Origin of the sequence: Alistipes sp. UBA1686 (assembly GCF_002320215.1) — a bacterium.
Taxonomy (GTDB): Bacteria; Bacteroidota; Bacteroidia; order Bacteroidales; family Rikenellaceae; genus Alistipes; species Alistipes onderdonkii.
Genome location: NZ_DCKA01000003.1, coordinates 28,625 through 46,226, shown reverse-complemented (window position 1 = coordinate 46,226; position 17,602 = coordinate 28,625). Strand labels below are relative to the sequence as shown.

General features: G+C 61.1%; 11 protein-coding genes. 9 read left to right on the top strand and 2 right to left on the bottom strand.

The window, feature by feature from the left end; all coding sequences use genetic code 11:
• Positions 1-68: 68 nt before the first annotated feature.
• Both B3C38_RS00780 and B3C38_RS00775 read right to left on the bottom strand, forming a co-directional pair.
• Positions 69-326: a hypothetical protein gene (locus B3C38_RS00780; protein ID WP_022331825.1), complete on the bottom strand. Its 258-nt coding sequence runs from the start codon at positions 324-326 to the stop codon at positions 69-71.
• A gap of 140 nt (positions 327-466) precedes the next feature.
• Positions 467-649, bottom strand: coding sequence for a hypothetical protein (locus B3C38_RS00775; RefSeq protein ID WP_286724290.1), 183 nt, complete (start codon positions 647-649; stop codon positions 467-469).
• A gap of 668 nt (positions 650-1,317) precedes the next feature.
• On the opposite strand from B3C38_RS00775, the gene B3C38_RS00770 reads away from it, so the two are divergent.
• The 9 genes from B3C38_RS00770 (at position 1,318) to B3C38_RS00730 (ending at position 17,541) form a co-directional block, all read left to right on the top strand.
• Positions 1,318-2,568, top strand: a complete 1,251-nt coding sequence (locus tag B3C38_RS00770) for an IPT/TIG domain-containing protein (RefSeq protein ID WP_286724297.1) — start codon at positions 1,318-1,320, stop codon at positions 2,566-2,568.
• A gap of 33 nt (positions 2,569-2,601) precedes the next feature.
• The gene (locus B3C38_RS00765) at positions 2,602-5,709 is read left to right on the top strand and encodes a SusC/RagA family TonB-linked outer membrane protein (protein WP_286724288.1); all 3,108 of its coding nucleotides are present in this window, start codon (positions 2,602-2,604) and stop codon (positions 5,707-5,709) included.
• A gap of 30 nt (positions 5,710-5,739) precedes the next feature.
• Positions 5,740-7,740, top strand: coding sequence for a RagB/SusD family nutrient uptake outer membrane protein (locus tag B3C38_RS00760; RefSeq protein WP_286724285.1), 2,001 nt, complete (start codon positions 5,740-5,742; stop codon positions 7,738-7,740).
• A gap of 22 nt (positions 7,741-7,762) precedes the next feature.
• On the top strand, positions 7,763-8,752 hold the full coding sequence (locus tag B3C38_RS00755; protein WP_018694625.1) for a BT_3987 domain-containing protein: 990 nt from the start codon (positions 7,763-7,765) through the stop codon (positions 8,750-8,752).
• 18 nt (positions 8,753-8,770) lie between these two features.
• The gene (locus tag B3C38_RS00750) at positions 8,771-10,153 is read left to right on the top strand and encodes a DUF5005 domain-containing protein (RefSeq protein ID WP_018694624.1); all 1,383 of its coding nucleotides are present in this window, start codon (positions 8,771-8,773) and stop codon (positions 10,151-10,153) included.
• Positions 10,154-10,225: 72 nt separating this feature from the next.
• A complete protein-coding gene (locus B3C38_RS00745; protein WP_286724272.1) occupies positions 10,226-13,111 on the top strand; it encodes a discoidin domain-containing protein in 2,886 nt (961 codons plus the stop codon).
• Between the two features lie 26 nt (positions 13,112-13,137).
• A complete protein-coding gene (locus B3C38_RS00740; RefSeq protein WP_286724269.1) occupies positions 13,138-15,855 on the top strand; it encodes an alpha-L-rhamnosidase in 2,718 nt (905 codons plus the stop codon).
• A gap of 192 nt (positions 15,856-16,047) precedes the next feature.
• A complete protein-coding gene (locus B3C38_RS00735) occupies positions 16,048-16,542 on the top strand; it encodes a hypothetical protein (RefSeq protein ID WP_117507167.1) in 495 nt (164 codons plus the stop codon).
• Positions 16,543-16,554: 12 nt separating this feature from the next.
• Entirely contained in the window at positions 16,555-17,541 is a 987-nt protein-coding gene (locus B3C38_RS00730) for a DUF4961 domain-containing protein (RefSeq protein ID WP_117507168.1), read from the top strand.
• Positions 17,542-17,602 lie beyond the last annotated feature (61 nt).

The following is a 17,602-nucleotide window of genomic DNA, read 5'->3' as shown; positions in this document are numbered from 1 at the left end:
AACCGAGAAAAATCTAAAATAAATAATTTTAGTTATTCGAGCGATATTGCTCACTAAAATTTACGCAATTAATTGCGGTTCAGGTTAAAAGAGAAGTCCCTTAATTCTTCGCGCGTGGAAAGTCTGCAAAACAGGTATTCGGCGGGCAGAAAAGTCCAATGATTATACTTTTTCAGATCCGCCGAGGAAGTTTCCAGACAGATGCGGCCATCGGTGTCCCGGTCGTTGACGATTCCCCACAGCGACGTTCCGCTTTCGCAACCGGGGTCGGTCGCATGGAACAAATAGACATCGCCAATACGAAATTTGCAGGTTTTTATAGTCATATCAGGTTCGTTAGATTTCTATGGCGGCAAAGGTGATAATCATAAAACGAATCTCCAAGCCGTGTAGTAACTGTAACGATATTAAAAGGAGCGAGGGGGTTAAATGAAAAATCCGGATGCGAATTGCATCCGGATTTTTATTATTCGGCCGACCATCTGCGATTGAATTCTTCGGTCAGGCGGACGACCTGCCCAAACAAGAGCGTCAATTCCTGAGTATATTTCTCCAGCCGTGCCAGTAAACCCACAGCACGGCGGTCGTTGAAATTGGTGTGGATGGCTTTGACGGTCTGGTTGTAGTTGACCCCGACTCCTTTCCCCAAGCTGCGCAGGCAAGAGGCCAAAATTGCAGTCGCCCCGGTGCCCGGACAATAGCTATCAGTGTCCGATCCTCCCAATCCCACAGGCGGGGCAAGCCGTCAAAACGCCGGATATTGAATCCGCATACCCAGAGGCAACTCTAATTCCCGTTTACCAAAACGGCAAACAGCCGAATACTCAACGCACTGAAAAACAATATGTTGTTTTTCAGTGCGAGTTAACATACATCTCATTTCAACCCCGGCGGACTTGAATTACACCCGCAATTAGGTAATTTTGTATGAGCACAAAAAACTCCCGGCGAACGAATGCTCCGACGGGACTTGCGGAACTTGCGAAACGAATGAACCTGACCTACCAACCTGCGGAGAAACCGTCGATGCAGCTCATACGCCCTTTCCCGAGCGGCGGGACGACCCGTTCCGCATCGGGTTCGGGCCGCATCTCCCGCACCGTGGGACACACCCGGGGAATTCCGGATAAAAACCACCGCAAACCACGCGTCAACCTATTAAATATATACCCTACTAAAACCAACATTCATGAAAAACTTCTACTGCAAATGCCGGTTACACTTATGGCTCGCCTGCCTGACGGCAGGAATCGGGCTGTCAGCGTGCTCTGACGGCGACGAGGGGGGGGGAATTCGGGATACCAGCCCGACAAACCCATCGAACTCGAATCGTTCTATCCTAAAACCGGGCCGATAGCGACCCAGGTAATCATCAAGGGCAAGAACTTCGGCACCGACGCCAAAGCCCTCAATGTCTATTTCAACGAAAAGCGCGCAGCCGTAATCTCCTCGACGGGAGACCGCATGCTCGTCCTTGCACCCAAGCTCCCGGGCGAAGAGTGCGTCATCTCGGTCTCCGTGGGTGAGAACGAGCAGAACAAGGTACAGTTCGACGAACTGTTCGACTACATCATCCAGACCAATGTTTCCACGATCGCCGGGGGCATGAAGGGCACTACCATGCCCGAAGGAACCACCTCGCTGATCGGGTCGTATTTCTCGTCGAAGCCCGAATCGGGAATCGCCGTCGACAAGCACGACAACCTCTACGTCCGCTTCAGCATAGACGACGGAGGCAAGCACCGCATCTACATGATGAACGAGGAGGCCGGAAATATCAAAGTCCTCAACGATTTCGGCATCCTCGTAACGGGTATCCTCCTGAGCACCGACCTGGCCACAGGCAATGTATATTGGTACCACACCAACATCGGGAACAAGGGATACGGTTATTTCGACCCCGTCGCCGACTACGCCAACACGAACATGGGAGACATCAAGTGGGATCACGACCTGTTCTATACCGACGGCAATTTCGCTCCCGTGTGGAATGCCATCCAGACCTTCACGATGTGCCCAGCCGACAATAAATTCTACTTCTACACCAACGAGGGCGTCGTGGCCCGCTGGGATCCCGCCACCGGAAAGGGCGAGGATCTCACGCCTCCCGGCCGCTTCATAGACTCCCAGGGCGACATCATGGGCGTCGTCTTCGATCCGCGCGACCCCAACATCGTCTATTTCGCCAACCAGGGCCAGCACTGCATCTACAAACACGACATCGCCGCTGGCACCATCGAATTGTGGGCCGGGCGGAAAAACACGGCGGGCTATCTGGACGGGCCGCTCGCCGAGGCGCAGTTCAACTACCCCTGCCAGATGTGCGTAGACCCCGAAGGCGAGGCCATCTACGTAACGGACAGGGAGAATCACTGTATCCGTAAGATCACGCTCTCGAACGGCTACGTCTCCACGTTTGCAGGGACGCCCAAATCGTCCGGCTATGTGAACGGCCCTGCCGACGCGGCCAAATTCAACAAACCGGTCGGCCTGGCCATCACCGCGGAAGGCAACCTCTACATCGGCGACAGCGAGAACTATGCCATCCGCCGCATAGCCATCGAATAAGTAGGTTTATTCACCTAACAATCCTAAACAGACATGAAGCGAATTCTATTGATATGCGCCTTCCTGTTCGCCCTCGCGGTGCAGGCAGGTGCCCAGAGCAAACAGCAACAGCAGCAGCCGGTCGAGGTGAACGGACTGGTCGTGGATTCGGACGACGTTCCCATCGTCGGCGCCACGGTCTATATCAAGGACGAGCCGGGCATCGGCTCCATCACCAATTCGGAAGGCCGGTTCAAACTCACCGCCAAACTGTACAATACGCTGGCCGTATCGTTCATGGGGTACGAAACCGCCGAACAGATCATCACTTCGGCGGCCGACGTCAAGATCACCCTCCGGGAAGGCAACCAGATGGAAGAGGTCGTCGTCATCGGTATGGGTACGCAGCGCAAAGTCAGCGTGACGGGCGCCGTGGCGGTGGTCGACACCAAAGACCTCGAACTGCCCGCGACGAATATCGTCAACACGCTCGGCGGCCGCGTCCCGGGCGTGATTTCCATCCAGTCGAGCGGTGAGCCGGGGCGGAACATCTCCGAATTCTGGGTGCGCGGCATCGGCACGTTCGGCGCCAACAGCGGCGCCCTGGTGCTGATCGACGGCCTGGAAGGCAACCTGAGCCAGATCGACCCGGCCGACGTCGAGAGCTTCTCGGTGCTCAAGGACGCCGCCGCAACGGCCGTCTACGGCAGCCGCGGTGCGAACGGCGTGGTGCTCGTGACCACCAAGCGCGGAAAACAGGAGCAGCTCAAAATCACCTTCCGCTCGAACTACACCATCTCCGAGCTGCGCCGCCTGCCCCGCTACGTGGGTGCCACGCAGTATGCCGAAATGGCGAACGAAGCAGCCGTAGCCTCGGGCATGAGCCCGATCTACAACGACACGCAGATGGACATCATCCGCTACGGGCTGGATCCCGACCTCTACCCCGACATCGACTGGCAGGACGTGATCCTCAACCCCACCTCGTTCCAGCACACGCAGTATGTCAGTGCACAGGGCGGCGGCAACATCGCCCGCTATTTCGCCAGCCTGGGCATGTCGCAGGAATCGTCGGCCTACAAGAGCATGGACGACAGCAAATACAACAAGGGTGTCGGCTACGACACCTATAATTTCCGCACCAACATCGACATCAACCTGACCAAGACGACGCAGATCTACCTGGGTGCCATGGGCTTCATGTCGGTGAACAAGCGTCCGAGCATGGGTAAGAAATACAGCCGCACCGACACGTCGCTCACCGACTGGATCTGGGATTCGCAGTCCAAAACGACCCCGCTGATGTACCCGCTGCGCTATTCGAGCGGCGAGCTGCCCGCCTCGGGTTCGGACAGCGACATCCCGCCCCACGTGCTGCTCAACTACACGGGCAACACCGTGGAGAACAAAAGCCGCACGCTCTTCAACATCGGCATAAAACAGGATTTGTCGATGCTCACCGAAGGGCTGAACATCGAGGCCACCGGTTCGTGGGATTCCCAGTCGCTCTACGGCGAAAGCCGCTACTCCATGCCGGCCCTCTACCTGGCACGCGAGCGCAACCAGAAAGGCGAGCTGATCCTTTCGGAACAGGTCACCGAGGCTTCGGTGCAGTATAACTCCGAGGCATGGAACTGGCGGAAACTCTATTTCGACGCCAAAGTCAACTACGACCGCACCTTCGGGAACCACCGCGTAGGCGGCTTGTTGTTCTACTACCTGGAAAGCACGACCGAATCGGGTGCCGACAGTTCGATGAACGCCATCGCAAGGCGTTACCAGAGCCTCTCGGGGCGCTTCACCTACGGCTTCAAGGATACCTATTTCCTCGACGTGAACTTCGGCCTGAACGGTTCGGAGAACTTCCAGAGCGGCCGGCAGTACGGATTCTTCCCGGCCGTGGCCGTGGGCTGGGTTCCCACGCAGTACGAATTCATGAAGCGGATCAAGTGGATCGACTTCATGAAGATCCGCGCCTCGTACGGTATGGTGGGTAACGACCGGATTTCCAGCGTGCGCTTCCCCTACCTGACGATCATCGAAGAGAAGACCGACGGCACGCCGTGGGGCGGTTCGGGCGTACTGACCGAGAACCGCGTGGGCGCCGACAACCTGGCGTGGGAGAAAGCCAAGAAATTCGACATCGGTATGGATCTCCACCTCTTCGGCGACCGCTTCACCATGACGGTGGACTATTTCCGCGACCGCCGTGAGGGCATCTTCCAGGAACGCGCCCAGATTCCGGACTACGTGGGCGTCATCAGCATGCCCTACGGGAACGTCGGCAGCATGACCAGCTGGGGCGGCGACGGAAACTTCGAATATTTCCAGCCCCTCGGCAAAAACTTCCACTTCACGCTGCGCGGTAACTTCACGCTCTCGAAGAACAAGATCAACAACTGGGAAGAGGCCACGCAGCCTTATCCCTACCTGAGCAAGACCGGGTTCTCGAACGACGTGCAGCGGGGATTCATCTCCCTGGGACTCTTCAAGGATCAGCAGGACGTGGACATGAGCCCCGAGCAGTTCGGCACGGTACGCCCGGGCGACATCAAGTACAAGGACGTGAACGGCGACGGCGTGATCACCGACGACGACAAGGTGCCCCTGTTCGCCTATTCCGGCATCCCGCAGTTCATGTACGGATTCGGCGCCGAAGTCCGCTACAAGAACTGGACGCTCAACGTCCTGTTCAAAGGTACGGGCAACAACTATTTCCTCTACGGGGACAAGGACGGCTCGAAATTCGACGGTTACATTCCCTTCAACGGCGGATACAAGGGCAACGTACTGGCCCTGGCCTACAATCCGGCCAACCGCTGGACTTCGGCCGACTACTCGGGCAACCGGGCGACCGAGAACCCCAATGCGCGGTTCCCGCGCCTTTCCTACGGCAACAACGCCAACAACACCAAACCCTCGACCTTCTGGAAAGGCAATGCCCGCTATCTGCGCCTGCAGGAGCTGAGCCTGAACTACAACCTGCACACGCCGGGACTGCGCAAAGCGCTCGGCCTGCAATCCATCGACTTCCAGATCATGTGCGAGAACCTCGCGGTATGGGACGGCGTGGAGATTTTCGACCCCGAGCAGGCCATGCAGACCGGGCACGCCTACCCGATCCCGCGCCGCTTCTCGTTGCAGATTTACCTGAACTTCTAACCCGAATCTCTCCTAAGAACATAAACTACCATGAAAAAATCATTCATCATACCCCTCGCGCTGGTCGGCCTGCTCACCGCGTCGTGCAACTTCCTGAACGTGGACGACTACTTCGAGGACACCTTCTCCGAAGAGCGTATCTTCGAGAGCCAATACAACATCGAGCGCTATTTCAACGGTGCGGTGAACCAGCTGCCCAAAGAGGGCCGCATCTACTACTGGTGCAGCGTCCCCGGCGCCACCGGGTCTGACGAGGCCGTCAGTTGCGGGACATTCTACAACGGCATCCTGGACGTCTCCTTCCCCGGCACGGAGCTGACCACCGACAAGATCACCGACACCGAGACGGGCGGCTGGGACTGGAATTTCAATGTCTGGCCCAACTGCTACAAGGTCATCCGCAAGGTGAACACCATCCTGCCCCACATCGACGAGGTGCCCGACATGAACGCCTTCGACAAAATGGAGTTCCGTGCACGCGCACGTTTCCTGCGGGCTTATGCCTACTACTGGATACTCCAGAACCAGGGCCCCATGATCCTCGTGGGCGACCAGGTTCTCAACACCAACGAAACGCCCGACTATTACCAGGCCGAGCGCAGCACCTACGACGAATGCGTGGATTACATCTGCTCCGAGCTCGAAGCCGCTGCGGAAAGCCTCGAAACCGAGCAGCCGTTGGATCTCTTCGGCAGCCCGACCAAAGGCGCCGCGCTGGCGCTGGTCGCACGCCTGCGCCTGCAGGCCGCGAGCCCGCTCTTCAACGGCGGCGCCGCCGCACGCCGTTATTTCGGGGCTTTCAAGCGTAAATCCGACGGGGTGCACTACATCTCCCAGACCTACGACGAAAGCAAGTGGGCCGTGGCAGCCGCCGCGGCCAAGCGCGTCATCGACCTGGGCATCTACCGCCTGCATACGGTTCCGGCCGACGAATACACCCTGCCACTGCCCTCGAACGTCCCCTCCGATCCCTTCCCTGCGGGTGCGGGCGGCATCGACCCCTTCCGTTCCTACTCGGAAATGTTCACCGGCGAAACGACGAACGTGACCAACCCGGAGCTGATCTGGGGCACGATGCAGAACATCACCGACCAGCAGGACGTCGTATTCCCGCTCAAGTTGGGCGGCAACAGTTCGATCAGCATCCCGCAACGCATCGTCGACGCCTACCGCATGGCCGACGGCCGCGACATCAACAACGCGAGCGCCGAGTACCCCTACGAGGATCGCCCCTACGACCAGACCTGCGTCACCGCAGCCGACAAGCAGATATCGAAGAACTACACCCTGCCCGGCGGCACCTACAAGGCCTATGACAACCGCGAGCCGCGGTTCTACGCGAGCATCGGTTTTTCGGGTACCCTGTGGCAGATGCAGTCTACGACCTCGGAAGAGATGCGGAACAAGATCGTCGAGTACTACAACGGCGCCAATGCCGGTAAAAACCAGGCGGGCGTAACCAACATCTACAACCTGACGGGATACACCTGCTACAAGTACGTCCACCCGCGCGACGCGCGTACGGGCAGCAACGCCCGCACGGTTCAGAAGACCTTCCCGCTGATCCGCTACGCCGAAATCCTGCTCTCGTACGCCGAGGCGCTGAACAACCTGACGAAGACCCACGAGATCAACGGCCAAAGCTACTCGCGCGACCTGACCGCCATGGCCGGGGCTTTCAACCAGGTGCGTTACCGCGCCGGGCTCCCGGGCGCCGATGCCGGCGAACTGGTGGACGCCACCAATTTCAACGAGCTGATCCGGCGCGAACGCATGGTCGAGTTCCTCCACGAAAACCGCCGCTACTACGACATCTGCCGCTGGGGCATTTTCGAGGAACTGGAACGCGAGCCGCTGACGGGACTGAACGTCGATGCCGGGAAATGGGAGGGATTCTACGCCCCGACGGTCATCTCGTACCGTACGATCCGCGAACGGACATTCAAGTCCAAGTACATGTTCATGCCGCTGCACCGCAACGAGCTGCGCAAAGTACCGAGCCTGGATCAGAACCCGGGCTGGGAGAAATAGTCAATTCCAAAAAATTCAGAAGATGAAAGCATTCAGCAAAATAACGATACTCGCCGCCGCGGCCGCCTTCCTCTGCTCCTGTGAAATGGAGTATTACAAGGAGGAGCTTTACCGCAAGGAGATATTCATTGTCAGCGGCGAAAACAACATCCTCGGGCAGGAGTTCGAATACGGCGAGAAGGGCTTCCAGGGAGAGCTGGCCATCTATGCCAGCGGCACGACGGGGCTCGACCAGAATGTCACCGTCAAACTCGGGCTGGACTTCGAGGCAATCGGCGAGTACAACAAACGCAATTTCGACACGAAGTTCGAGGAATACGCGATGGAGCTTCCCGCCGAATACTATACGATCGACCCCATGAGCGTCGAGATGGAGGCCGGCAGCTGTTCGGCGAGCCTCCCGATCAACGTCAGGGTCGACGAGCTGCTCCCCGACCAGACCTATTTCATTCCGCTGCGCATCGAGTCCGTATCGTCCTGTATGCCCTCGGCCACCAAGAATTTCGTACTTTTCGAGATCCAGCGCAGGAACGACTACGCCACGACCAAGAGCAGCACCTACTACACCATGACCGGCACCACGCAGACCGGCTGGATCGTCGACAACATCTTCGGCTCGAACACCCGGCGCCAGGCGATCAACTCCTCGAAGCTGGTCATCCCCGTGGGTGAGCGCTCGGTGCGCATCCTCCCGGGCGCCACGGCCGCCAACGACAAGGTGACGACCCGCAACAACAGCCTGCGCGTGACGGTCGACCCCGAATCGTGGGTGAACGTCCCCGTCTACGTCGAAGGCGAAATCACGGACGAGGTCGTACCCATGCAGCGAGTCTCCATAACCCCCTATCTCGACAGCCAGGATGCCATCCGGGTCTCGGCCTCGCCGCTCAACGACTCTACCTACGACCCTGCGACCGGCACGTTCTACCTCTACTACCGTTACCAGCTCGCCACCGAAAGCGGGAATACCTGGCACGAAGTACGCGAGACGATGACCCGCTCCCAATACTAATCCTTATCGCAACGAACCATGAAAAGAAATATCATAGCATTCTGCATATTCTGCCTGTGTACGGGCTCCCTGGCCGCGTGCAACGACTTCGACAACCCGGCGATCCCCGACGACGAGGCGCCTGAAGTTACCCCGGCCCCCGTTCCGCCCGCCATCGACCCGTCGTGGAATTTGGTACAGATGCCCGACGAGGGAGGGCAGAATCCCCGCGTCTTCGTCTACAAGGACAAGAAATACGATGCCCTCTTCACCCGTACGCTGGGCTGGAACGGCGGCGACGGCGTGCTCACCACGGCACTGCCCGGCGGCCATGTCTTCTGGTCGTTCAACGACAGTTTCTACGGCGTGGTGGACGGCAAGACCCGCGCCCGAGGCAGTTGCAGCTTCCCGCGCAACAGCCTGATGATCCAGAAAGGGGCGACGATCGCCTCCGGACAGGAGAGCGACGACGACCTGGTATGGCTGGCCGACTACGTGCAGACGGACAACCCCTCGGGCGAACGCTACTACCAGGCCCGCACCCACATCCGCCATCCGAAAGCCTCCCTCTCCGATGCCGAGATCCAGAAAGGCGAAATCGACCAGGACTACTGCTACTGGGCCGGCGATGCCGTCGTATATGACGACCCCGCGCACGGAAAAATCCTGCAAATGCTCTGGACGGGCGTGGAACCCGGGTCGCTGAAAAACATCGACGGATGCCTGCGCGAGTACAGCCTCGAAGGCGAGCCGGGCGACGGGCAATACATGTCGGTGCTTTCGACCGACTACAATTTCAAATCCGACGGCCTGGGTTACGGCTCGACCATGTTCGAAGACACCGAAGGGGGACATATCTACCTCTATACGACCAAACAGGTGAACCTCGTTTCGCGCGTGCTGGTGGCCCGCACAGAGACGCTCGACCTGGGCAGCCCGTGGTCGTACTACATCCGCGACCTGAGCGGCGACTACCATTGGCAGAGCTCCGTGCCGAGCAACGAGGAGATGGAACGTTCCTACATCACGGCCGAATCGGGTTCGATGCCGTGGGTCTTCGAAAAAGACGGCGTCTACTACATGTGCATGGAGGCCTTCCCCTTCGGCCGCGACATCTACCTCTTCCGCAGCCAGACGCCTTACGGCCCCTTCACCGACCGGACGCTGCTTTTCACGCTGCCCGCGACGCTCGACAAGCTGGGCAGTCCCTACCACCAGCGCTGGTACATGATCAACCTCCACCCGGCGCTTTCGCGCCAGGGCGAGCTGGTATTCTCGACCAACAGCGACCCGGCCAACTTCTGGGACAATTTCAACCGCGTCGGCAGCGCCGATTTCTACCGGCCCTACTTCTTCCGCGTATATAACTGGGAACACGTTTACGACTCGGACGACGATTCCGGCACGGGAACGGAGGAATAGCGATCCGCGCGCACTCCGTTCCCCCGCCGGAGCGGAGTGCGCACCCTCCCCCGTCCGAAAAAAACGCACGCCATGATAAAACGAATTTTCGCACTCTGCCTTTCGCTGCTCGCCGCCGGCGTCAGCGCACAGGAATGCATCCCGCTCGACAGCCGCAGCGGACATATCCGTTGGGAGGTACGGCCGTCGGAAGGCGACGCCCTGCCCGCCGTCCCGGCCATCGTGCCCGGCTGCGTCTTCGCGTCGTACGTTGCGGCCGGCGTGGAAGCAGACCCCAATTTCGGCGACAACGCCTACCGCACGGACAAGAGCCGCTACGACCGCAATTTCCGCTACACGGGGCTCTTCCCAACGCCCCCGGTCGGCGAAGGCCGCACCCTGTGGCTCCGCTTCGAAGGGGTGAACCGCAAGGGTACCGTCCGCCTCAACGGCCATCAGTTGGGGCACCTCGACGGCTTCATGCAGCCGGGGGACTACGACATCACCCGGCTCGTGGCACCCGACGGGGAGAACCGCCTCGAAGTCGAGGTCGAATGGGTGGGATACCCCGTGCCCAATTTCCGCAGCCCGACCTATATCTCCAGCGCCGGGTGGGACTGGATGCCCTATGCCCCGGGGTTGCTGAGCGGCATCACCGACGATGTCTACCTGTCTCTCTCGGGCGACGTACGCCTCGTCGAACCGTGGGTGCGCACGAAGGTTCCCGACCGCGAACATGCGAAGGTCGAACTCCTTACCGACGTGGAGAACCGCTCTGACAAGGCCTGCGAGGGCGTGCTGCGGGGCGAGATCCGCCCCGGAGGCATCGCCTTCTCGCACCCCGTCCGCCTCGAAGCGGGCGAACGGCGGACGATCCGGCTCACGGAGCGCGAGGTTCCCGGTCTGGCCGTAGAGCATCCGCAGCTCTGGTGGCCCAACGGCATGGGCGACCCCGCGTTGTACACCTGCTGCCTGGCGTTCGAAACCGACGGGCGGCAATCGGACGCACGGACAGTGACGTTCGGCATCCGCGAATACGGCTACGAGTGGCACGACGGCATCTTCCGCCTGAAGATCAACGGCGAACCGGTCTATGTCAAGGGCGGCAACTGGGGCATGAGCGAATGGCTGCTCCGCTGTCGCGGCGAGGAGTACGACACCCGCGTCGCACTCCACCGACACATGCATTTCAACATGATCCGCAACTGGATCGGCTCGACGACCGACGAAGAGTTCTACGATGCCTGCGACCGCCACGGCATCATGGTATGGGACGACTTCTGGCTCAACTCGCACCCCAACCTGCCGCACGACCTGGGGGCCTTCCAGCAGAACGCCGTGGAGAAGATCAAGCGGCTGCGCAACCATCCTTCGATCGCCGTCTGGTGCGGCGACAACGAAGGCGTACCGCAGGCCCCGCTCGACGACTGGCTGCGCGGCGACGTCGCCCACTACGACGGCGGCGACCGCCTCTACCAGTCCATATCCAATGCGCAGGGACTTTCGGGAAGCGGGCCGTGGGCCAATTTCCACCCCGGCTGGTACTTCACCGCCTACCCGATACCCTACGGTTACAAAGGCCGCCCGGCATGGGGTTTCCGCACCGAAATCGGCACGGCGGTATTCACGACGTTCGAGAGTTTTCGCAAATTCATGCCCGAGGAGTCGTGGTGGCCCCGCAACGACATGTGGGACAAACATTTCTTCGGCAAGTCGGCGGCCAACGCCGCCCCGGACAAATATTTCGAGACCGTGGCCGAAAACTACGGCGAGGCAGACGGGATCGCGGATTTCTGCCGCAAGGCGCAGTTGCTCAACCTGGAGGTCAACAAAGCCATGTACGAAGGCTGGCAGCACCACATGTGGGACGACGCCACGGGCATCATGACCTGGATGAGCCAGCCGGCCTACCCGTCGCTCGTATGGCAGACCTACGACTATTACCTCGACCCGACGGGTGCCTACTGGGGCATACGCAAGGCGTGCGAACCGGTGCATATCCAGTGGAGCCATGCCGACAATTCGGTCAAGGCGGTCAATACGACGCGCGAACCGCTCGAAGCGACGGCCACGGCACGGGTCTACGACCTCGACGGGCGGCTCCTGCCGCAATTCACGCAGCAGCTCAGGGTCTCGCTCGCGGCCAATACGACCCGCAGCCTGTTCGACCTGAATTTTTCGGAGGGCAACCTGGCCCGCAACCGGCCCGTGAAAGCATCCTCATCATCGCCCGACGGCGCAGGTGCCGGGGCTCTCACCGACGGCAACGATTCGAGCCGCTGGGCGAGCGAGTACAGCGACGACCAGTGGATCGAGGTCGACCTGGGCGAGCGCCGCGCCTTCACCGAAGTCGTGCTCCGCTGGGAGGACGCCCACGCCGCAGCCTACAAACTGCAACTCTCGGACGACGGCCGCACGTGGCGCGACGTCTATGAAACGCAGGACGCGCAGGGCGGCGAACAGACGATCCCGCTACCGTTGCAGCAAGCCCGCTATGTCAGGATGCTCGGACTCCGGCGTGCCACGCAATGGGGCTACTCGCTCTATGAAATGGAGGTCTACCGCCGCGACGCGAAAGCGCCGAAACTCTCGCCCGTGCATTTCATCCGGCTGGAGCTCACCGACCGCGACGGGCGCCTGCTCTCGGACAACTTCTACTGGCGTGCGACCCGCCGCGGCGACTACACGGCGCTCAACACGCTCGCCCCTGCCAAGCTGCAGGTACGTTCGCAGCTGACCGCCGCAGGCGGCCGCAAGGTCATCCGCACGACAGTCAGGAACGTCGGACGTTCGGTGGCCTTCGCCGTGCACGTGCAGCCCTACCGCCGATCCGACGGCGAGCGCATCCTGCCCTACGTGGCCGACGACAACTACTTCACGCTCCTGCAGGGCGAAAGCCGGCAGATCGACTTTGAATTCGATGCCGGCCTGCTTCCCGACGACCGCTACACGGTTCGGGCCGAGGCTTACAACCGCTGAAAACGACAGCACAAAATTTCGAACCCATGAAAAGAACCCTGCTATACCTGCTCCTGCTGCCCGCGCTCCTTTCCGGCACCTGCCTCCTGGCGGCCGATCCGGCCGGCAATGCCGGGCACGGCGCGAAGCCCTGCCTGCGGCGGCTGACCTGCGAAGGGCTGACCGATCCGCTCGCCATCGACACGGCGACACCCCGCTTCGGGTGGCAGCTCCGCTCCGGGCGCCGGGGCGATGCCCAGCGCAGCTACCGGATCGAGGTTGCCTCGGACAGCCTGCAGCTGCTGGCCGGAGACGCCGACTTGTGGGACTCGGGCTGGGTACGGTCGAAGCGTTCGGTGGGAGTCGCCTACGAGGGGCTTCCGCTGACGGCCCGGACGCAATGCTGGTGGCGCGTCACCGCGCGCACCGAAAAGGGCAACCGGAAAGCCGTCTCCCCCGTCGCCCGCTTCGGCATCGGCCTGACCGACCCGGCATCCGTCTCGGGTGAATTCATCGGCTGCGCGAAATCGGGCACCACGGCCGTGCTCCTGCGCCGGGCATTCACCCTCCCGGCATGCGGAGACGAAGCGTTGCTGCACGTCAATTCGCTGGGATACCACGAAATATGGGTCAACGGCCGCAAAGTCGGCGACGCCTGCCTCGCCCCCGCCCTCTCGCAGCTCGACAAACGCTCGCTGTGGGTGACCTACGATGTCCGTCCCTACCTGCTCGAAGGCGACAACGAGCTGGTGATCTGGCTCGGGCAGGGTTGGTACAAGCGCGGCACGTTCGGACGCTGGCAGCCCGACGAACCCTACACCGAACCGCTTGTGCGGGCACAGCTGGACATAGGCACCGCAAACACCTGGCAGACCGCCTGCCGCACGGACACCGCATGGCGTGCCGCGCTGAGCGGCTACCGCGACACGGGGTCGTGGAACGCCCTCGACTTCGGAGGCGAAGAGATCGACGCCCGGCGCAACCCGCGCTCGATGTCCCCCTCCGACCTGGACGCGCTGGCATGGCAGCCGGTAATCACGGCCCGGAAGCCCGGGCACCGGGCGACGCCGCAAATGGTCGAGCCCGACCGCATCCAGGAGCGGCTGACCGCCCGCGTGCTGGACGAGGCGGCACCCGGCGTATGGCGGATCGACTTCGGCAAGGTCGTCACCGGCTGGCTGGAGGCTCATTTCTCGGGGCTTCCGGACGGGGCGCGCGTCGAGATCGAATACAGCGACGAGACGGACGGCGACGGCAACCTCATCGACCAGCGGCAGCGCGACACCTACATCGCCCGCGGCGACGGCCGGGAGCGGTTCTGCAACAAGTTCAACCACCATGCTTTCCGTTACGCCGAGGTGCGCGGACTGGCGCAGAGGCCCCGCCGGGAGGATTTCCGGGCGCTCGCCATCCACACCGACTACCGGCCCGAGGCGACGTTCACTTCGTCGGATAGCGACCTGAACGCCATCCACGACATGATCGCGCACACGCTGCGCTGCCTGGCCTACAACGGGTACATGGTCGACTGCCCCCACCTCGAACGCGCCGGATACGGCGGCGACGGTAACTCTTCCACCGAGATCCTGCAAACCCTCTGCGGTGCGGCCCCGCTCTACCGCAACTGGGTGCAGGCATGGGACGACGCCATGCGCCCCGGAGGCAGTCTGCCGCACGTAGCCCCCAACGCCGGGGCGGGAGGCGGCGGCCCCTACTGGTGCGGGTTCATCGTCATGGCCCCCTGGCAAACGTGGCTCAACTACGGCGACCGGACGCTGGTCGACCGCCACTACCCCGCCATGCGGGAATGGATGGGCTATGTCGAACGGTACATGAAAGACGGCTTGCTGACCCGCTGGCCCGACACGCCTTACCGGGACTGGTTCCTCGGCGACTGGCTCGCCCCGCACGGGGTCGACACGGGCAGCGAGGCTTCGGTGTCGCTGGTAAACAACTGCTTTGTCAGCGACTGCTACGCCAGGATGGCACAGATGGCCCGGCTCACGGGGCACGACGACGAGGCGGCCGCATTCGAAGCGCGGCACGAGGCGCTCAACCGCACGATCCACGCCCGGTTCTACGACCCGGCGACGCACACCTACGCCACCGGCTCGCAGCTCGACATGACCTACCCGATGCTGGTGGGCGCCACGCCCGATTCGCTCCGCGCCGGCGTGGAACAACGGCTTTTCCGATCGACGCACGACGTGATGAAGGATCATATCGGCGGCGGACTGGTCGGCGTACCGGTCATCACCCGCTGGGCGGTCAGATCGCACAACCCCGAATTCATCTACCGGATGCTCAAGCAGCGCGGCTACCCGGGCTACCTGCATATGATCGACCACGGTGCGACGGCCACCTGGGAGTATTGGAGCGGCGAGCGCAGCCGCGTGCACAACTGCTACAACGGCATCGGCACGTGGTTCTACCAGGCCCTCGGCGGCCTGCGCACGGACAGCAGCCACCCCGGCTACGAGCATGTATTCATCGACCCTCAGATTCCCGAAGGAGTCGAGTGGTGCCGGATCAGCAAGGAAACCCCCTATGGCCGGATCGACCTGGGCTGGGAGATCGCGGACGGCGAACTCCGGATCGACGTCACCCTGCCCCCGGGCGTCACGGCCACGGCGATCACACCCGCCGGCGTCTGCCGGGGGCGGCTCGACGGCCGCAGGCTGACCCCGCAATCGCCCGGGACGAAGATCGCAAGCGGCCGCCACCGGCTGGTCTTCGGCCTCGCCCCGCAAAACGAAGAGCAATGACCCCAAAAGCCACGCACGGACGAAAACCAGCCGACAATACGAAAAACCGCCACCGACCCATAAACGAACCCTAAAAACCGCTTTTGCCTATGACGCAATGAACAGACACCGGAATTTCCCCGTTGCACACCGGATCGGCCCGCCGACCCGAAACATCCGATTCAACCGAACACCTAATAAACCCATCATTTTATGAAAAAATACGCAATCATCCTTACCGCCGCGCTCTTCGTGTGCGCATTCTCCGGATGCGACGAAGAGGCAACCCTCCCCTACATCCCGGTCGAAAAGCCGGACGACAACACGCCGCCCGAAGGAGACGACCCCGACACCTATACCGTCGCCTACCGGCTCGACAAGGTGCTGCTGTGCGCGCCCGAGAATCCGAACGGCACCGACATCTACGGCAAACTGGACTATTTCCCTTCGCTGCGCATGACGCTCAACGTGTCGCCGCTCGCAACCACCGTCACGTTCGACAACGGCGACATCCCTTTCGTACCGTTCCCCGAAGCGCTGTCCGAAGGCCCCATCCAGTGTGTGCTGGACAGCAACGTCATCCCCAACGTGCTGCGAGTCAAAGGTTCGGACACGGTCATCGCCACCTTCGACGCGGACGGTTTTACGACCCAGTTCCAACTGGACAGCAAACTCCTGACATACAAATACAAATTCAAGAGACTCTAATACCATCCGACCATGAAAAAACTCAACAGACATAAAATACTCTCCGCGGCGTGCATCGCCGCGCTGCCGCTGCTCGTAGTCGCCTGCCTCGAATTCGACGGCATCATCCAGCCGGGCCGGGCCCTGACCGACTCAGAAATCGAAGTGACGGCCCAGCTCCGGGTCTCGCCGGGCGAAGACGGCTCGGGAAAGGTCGTATTCGCCGTATTGGCCCCCAAGGCATGGAACCTCCGCGACAATGCCACGCTCTATTTGACCACCAAGGACTACAACGCGATCCAGAACCAGCCCGAAGTTGTGAACGAACAACTCACCCTGATGCCCGCCGAGGAAAAAGACCCCAAGAACGGCCTTTCGTGGGCGGACTCCTTCATGAGCGTCATCGGCCGCGGCGGCAACGACCCCCAGACGGCAATGGAGTGGGTCGTATGGCGTTCATCGACCAAATTCATATTCGATGACAAGATCGAAGTGGACGGACAGGAAGTCGAGACGGCCGACGTGCATGCCGACGTCAGGATCAAAATGAAGACCGGCGCCGTTCCCCTGACCTGCGAACTGGGTTACTCGTATTGCTACGACACGTTCGGCCTCAAACGCGACGAACAGCGTTTCGCCGAGGCATTCAAGCCCATCGAAACCTACAACCAGGTGTTTACCACCACGCCCTCGGTATTCCGCTACGGCGACGTCTTCGGCATCACCTTCTCCTACGGGGGCACGGCACTGAAAGACGCCGGGGAGGTATATCTTTGCGGCACGGCAATCCATGACGGCGGGCAGAAGGCCGAGGTCTCGGCCGCAATCCCGCGCAACCGCATGGAACTAATCAGTTCCCGTTTCGAGAAATACCTCTACCCGAAGGATTTCTTCGGTCTTCCGTCCGACGCCGTGATCGAAGAACTCTACTTCTATTTCATCAATGCCGACGGCAGCATCGTCGTCAAGGACGATGAAAACGGCGGGCAGGAGTTCTTCGTCGAACAGTCCGACGAATAACCGCCCGCCCGGGATACCACCCCTCAGAGACGCGAAGCCTGTGCCGCACCTTGCGACACAG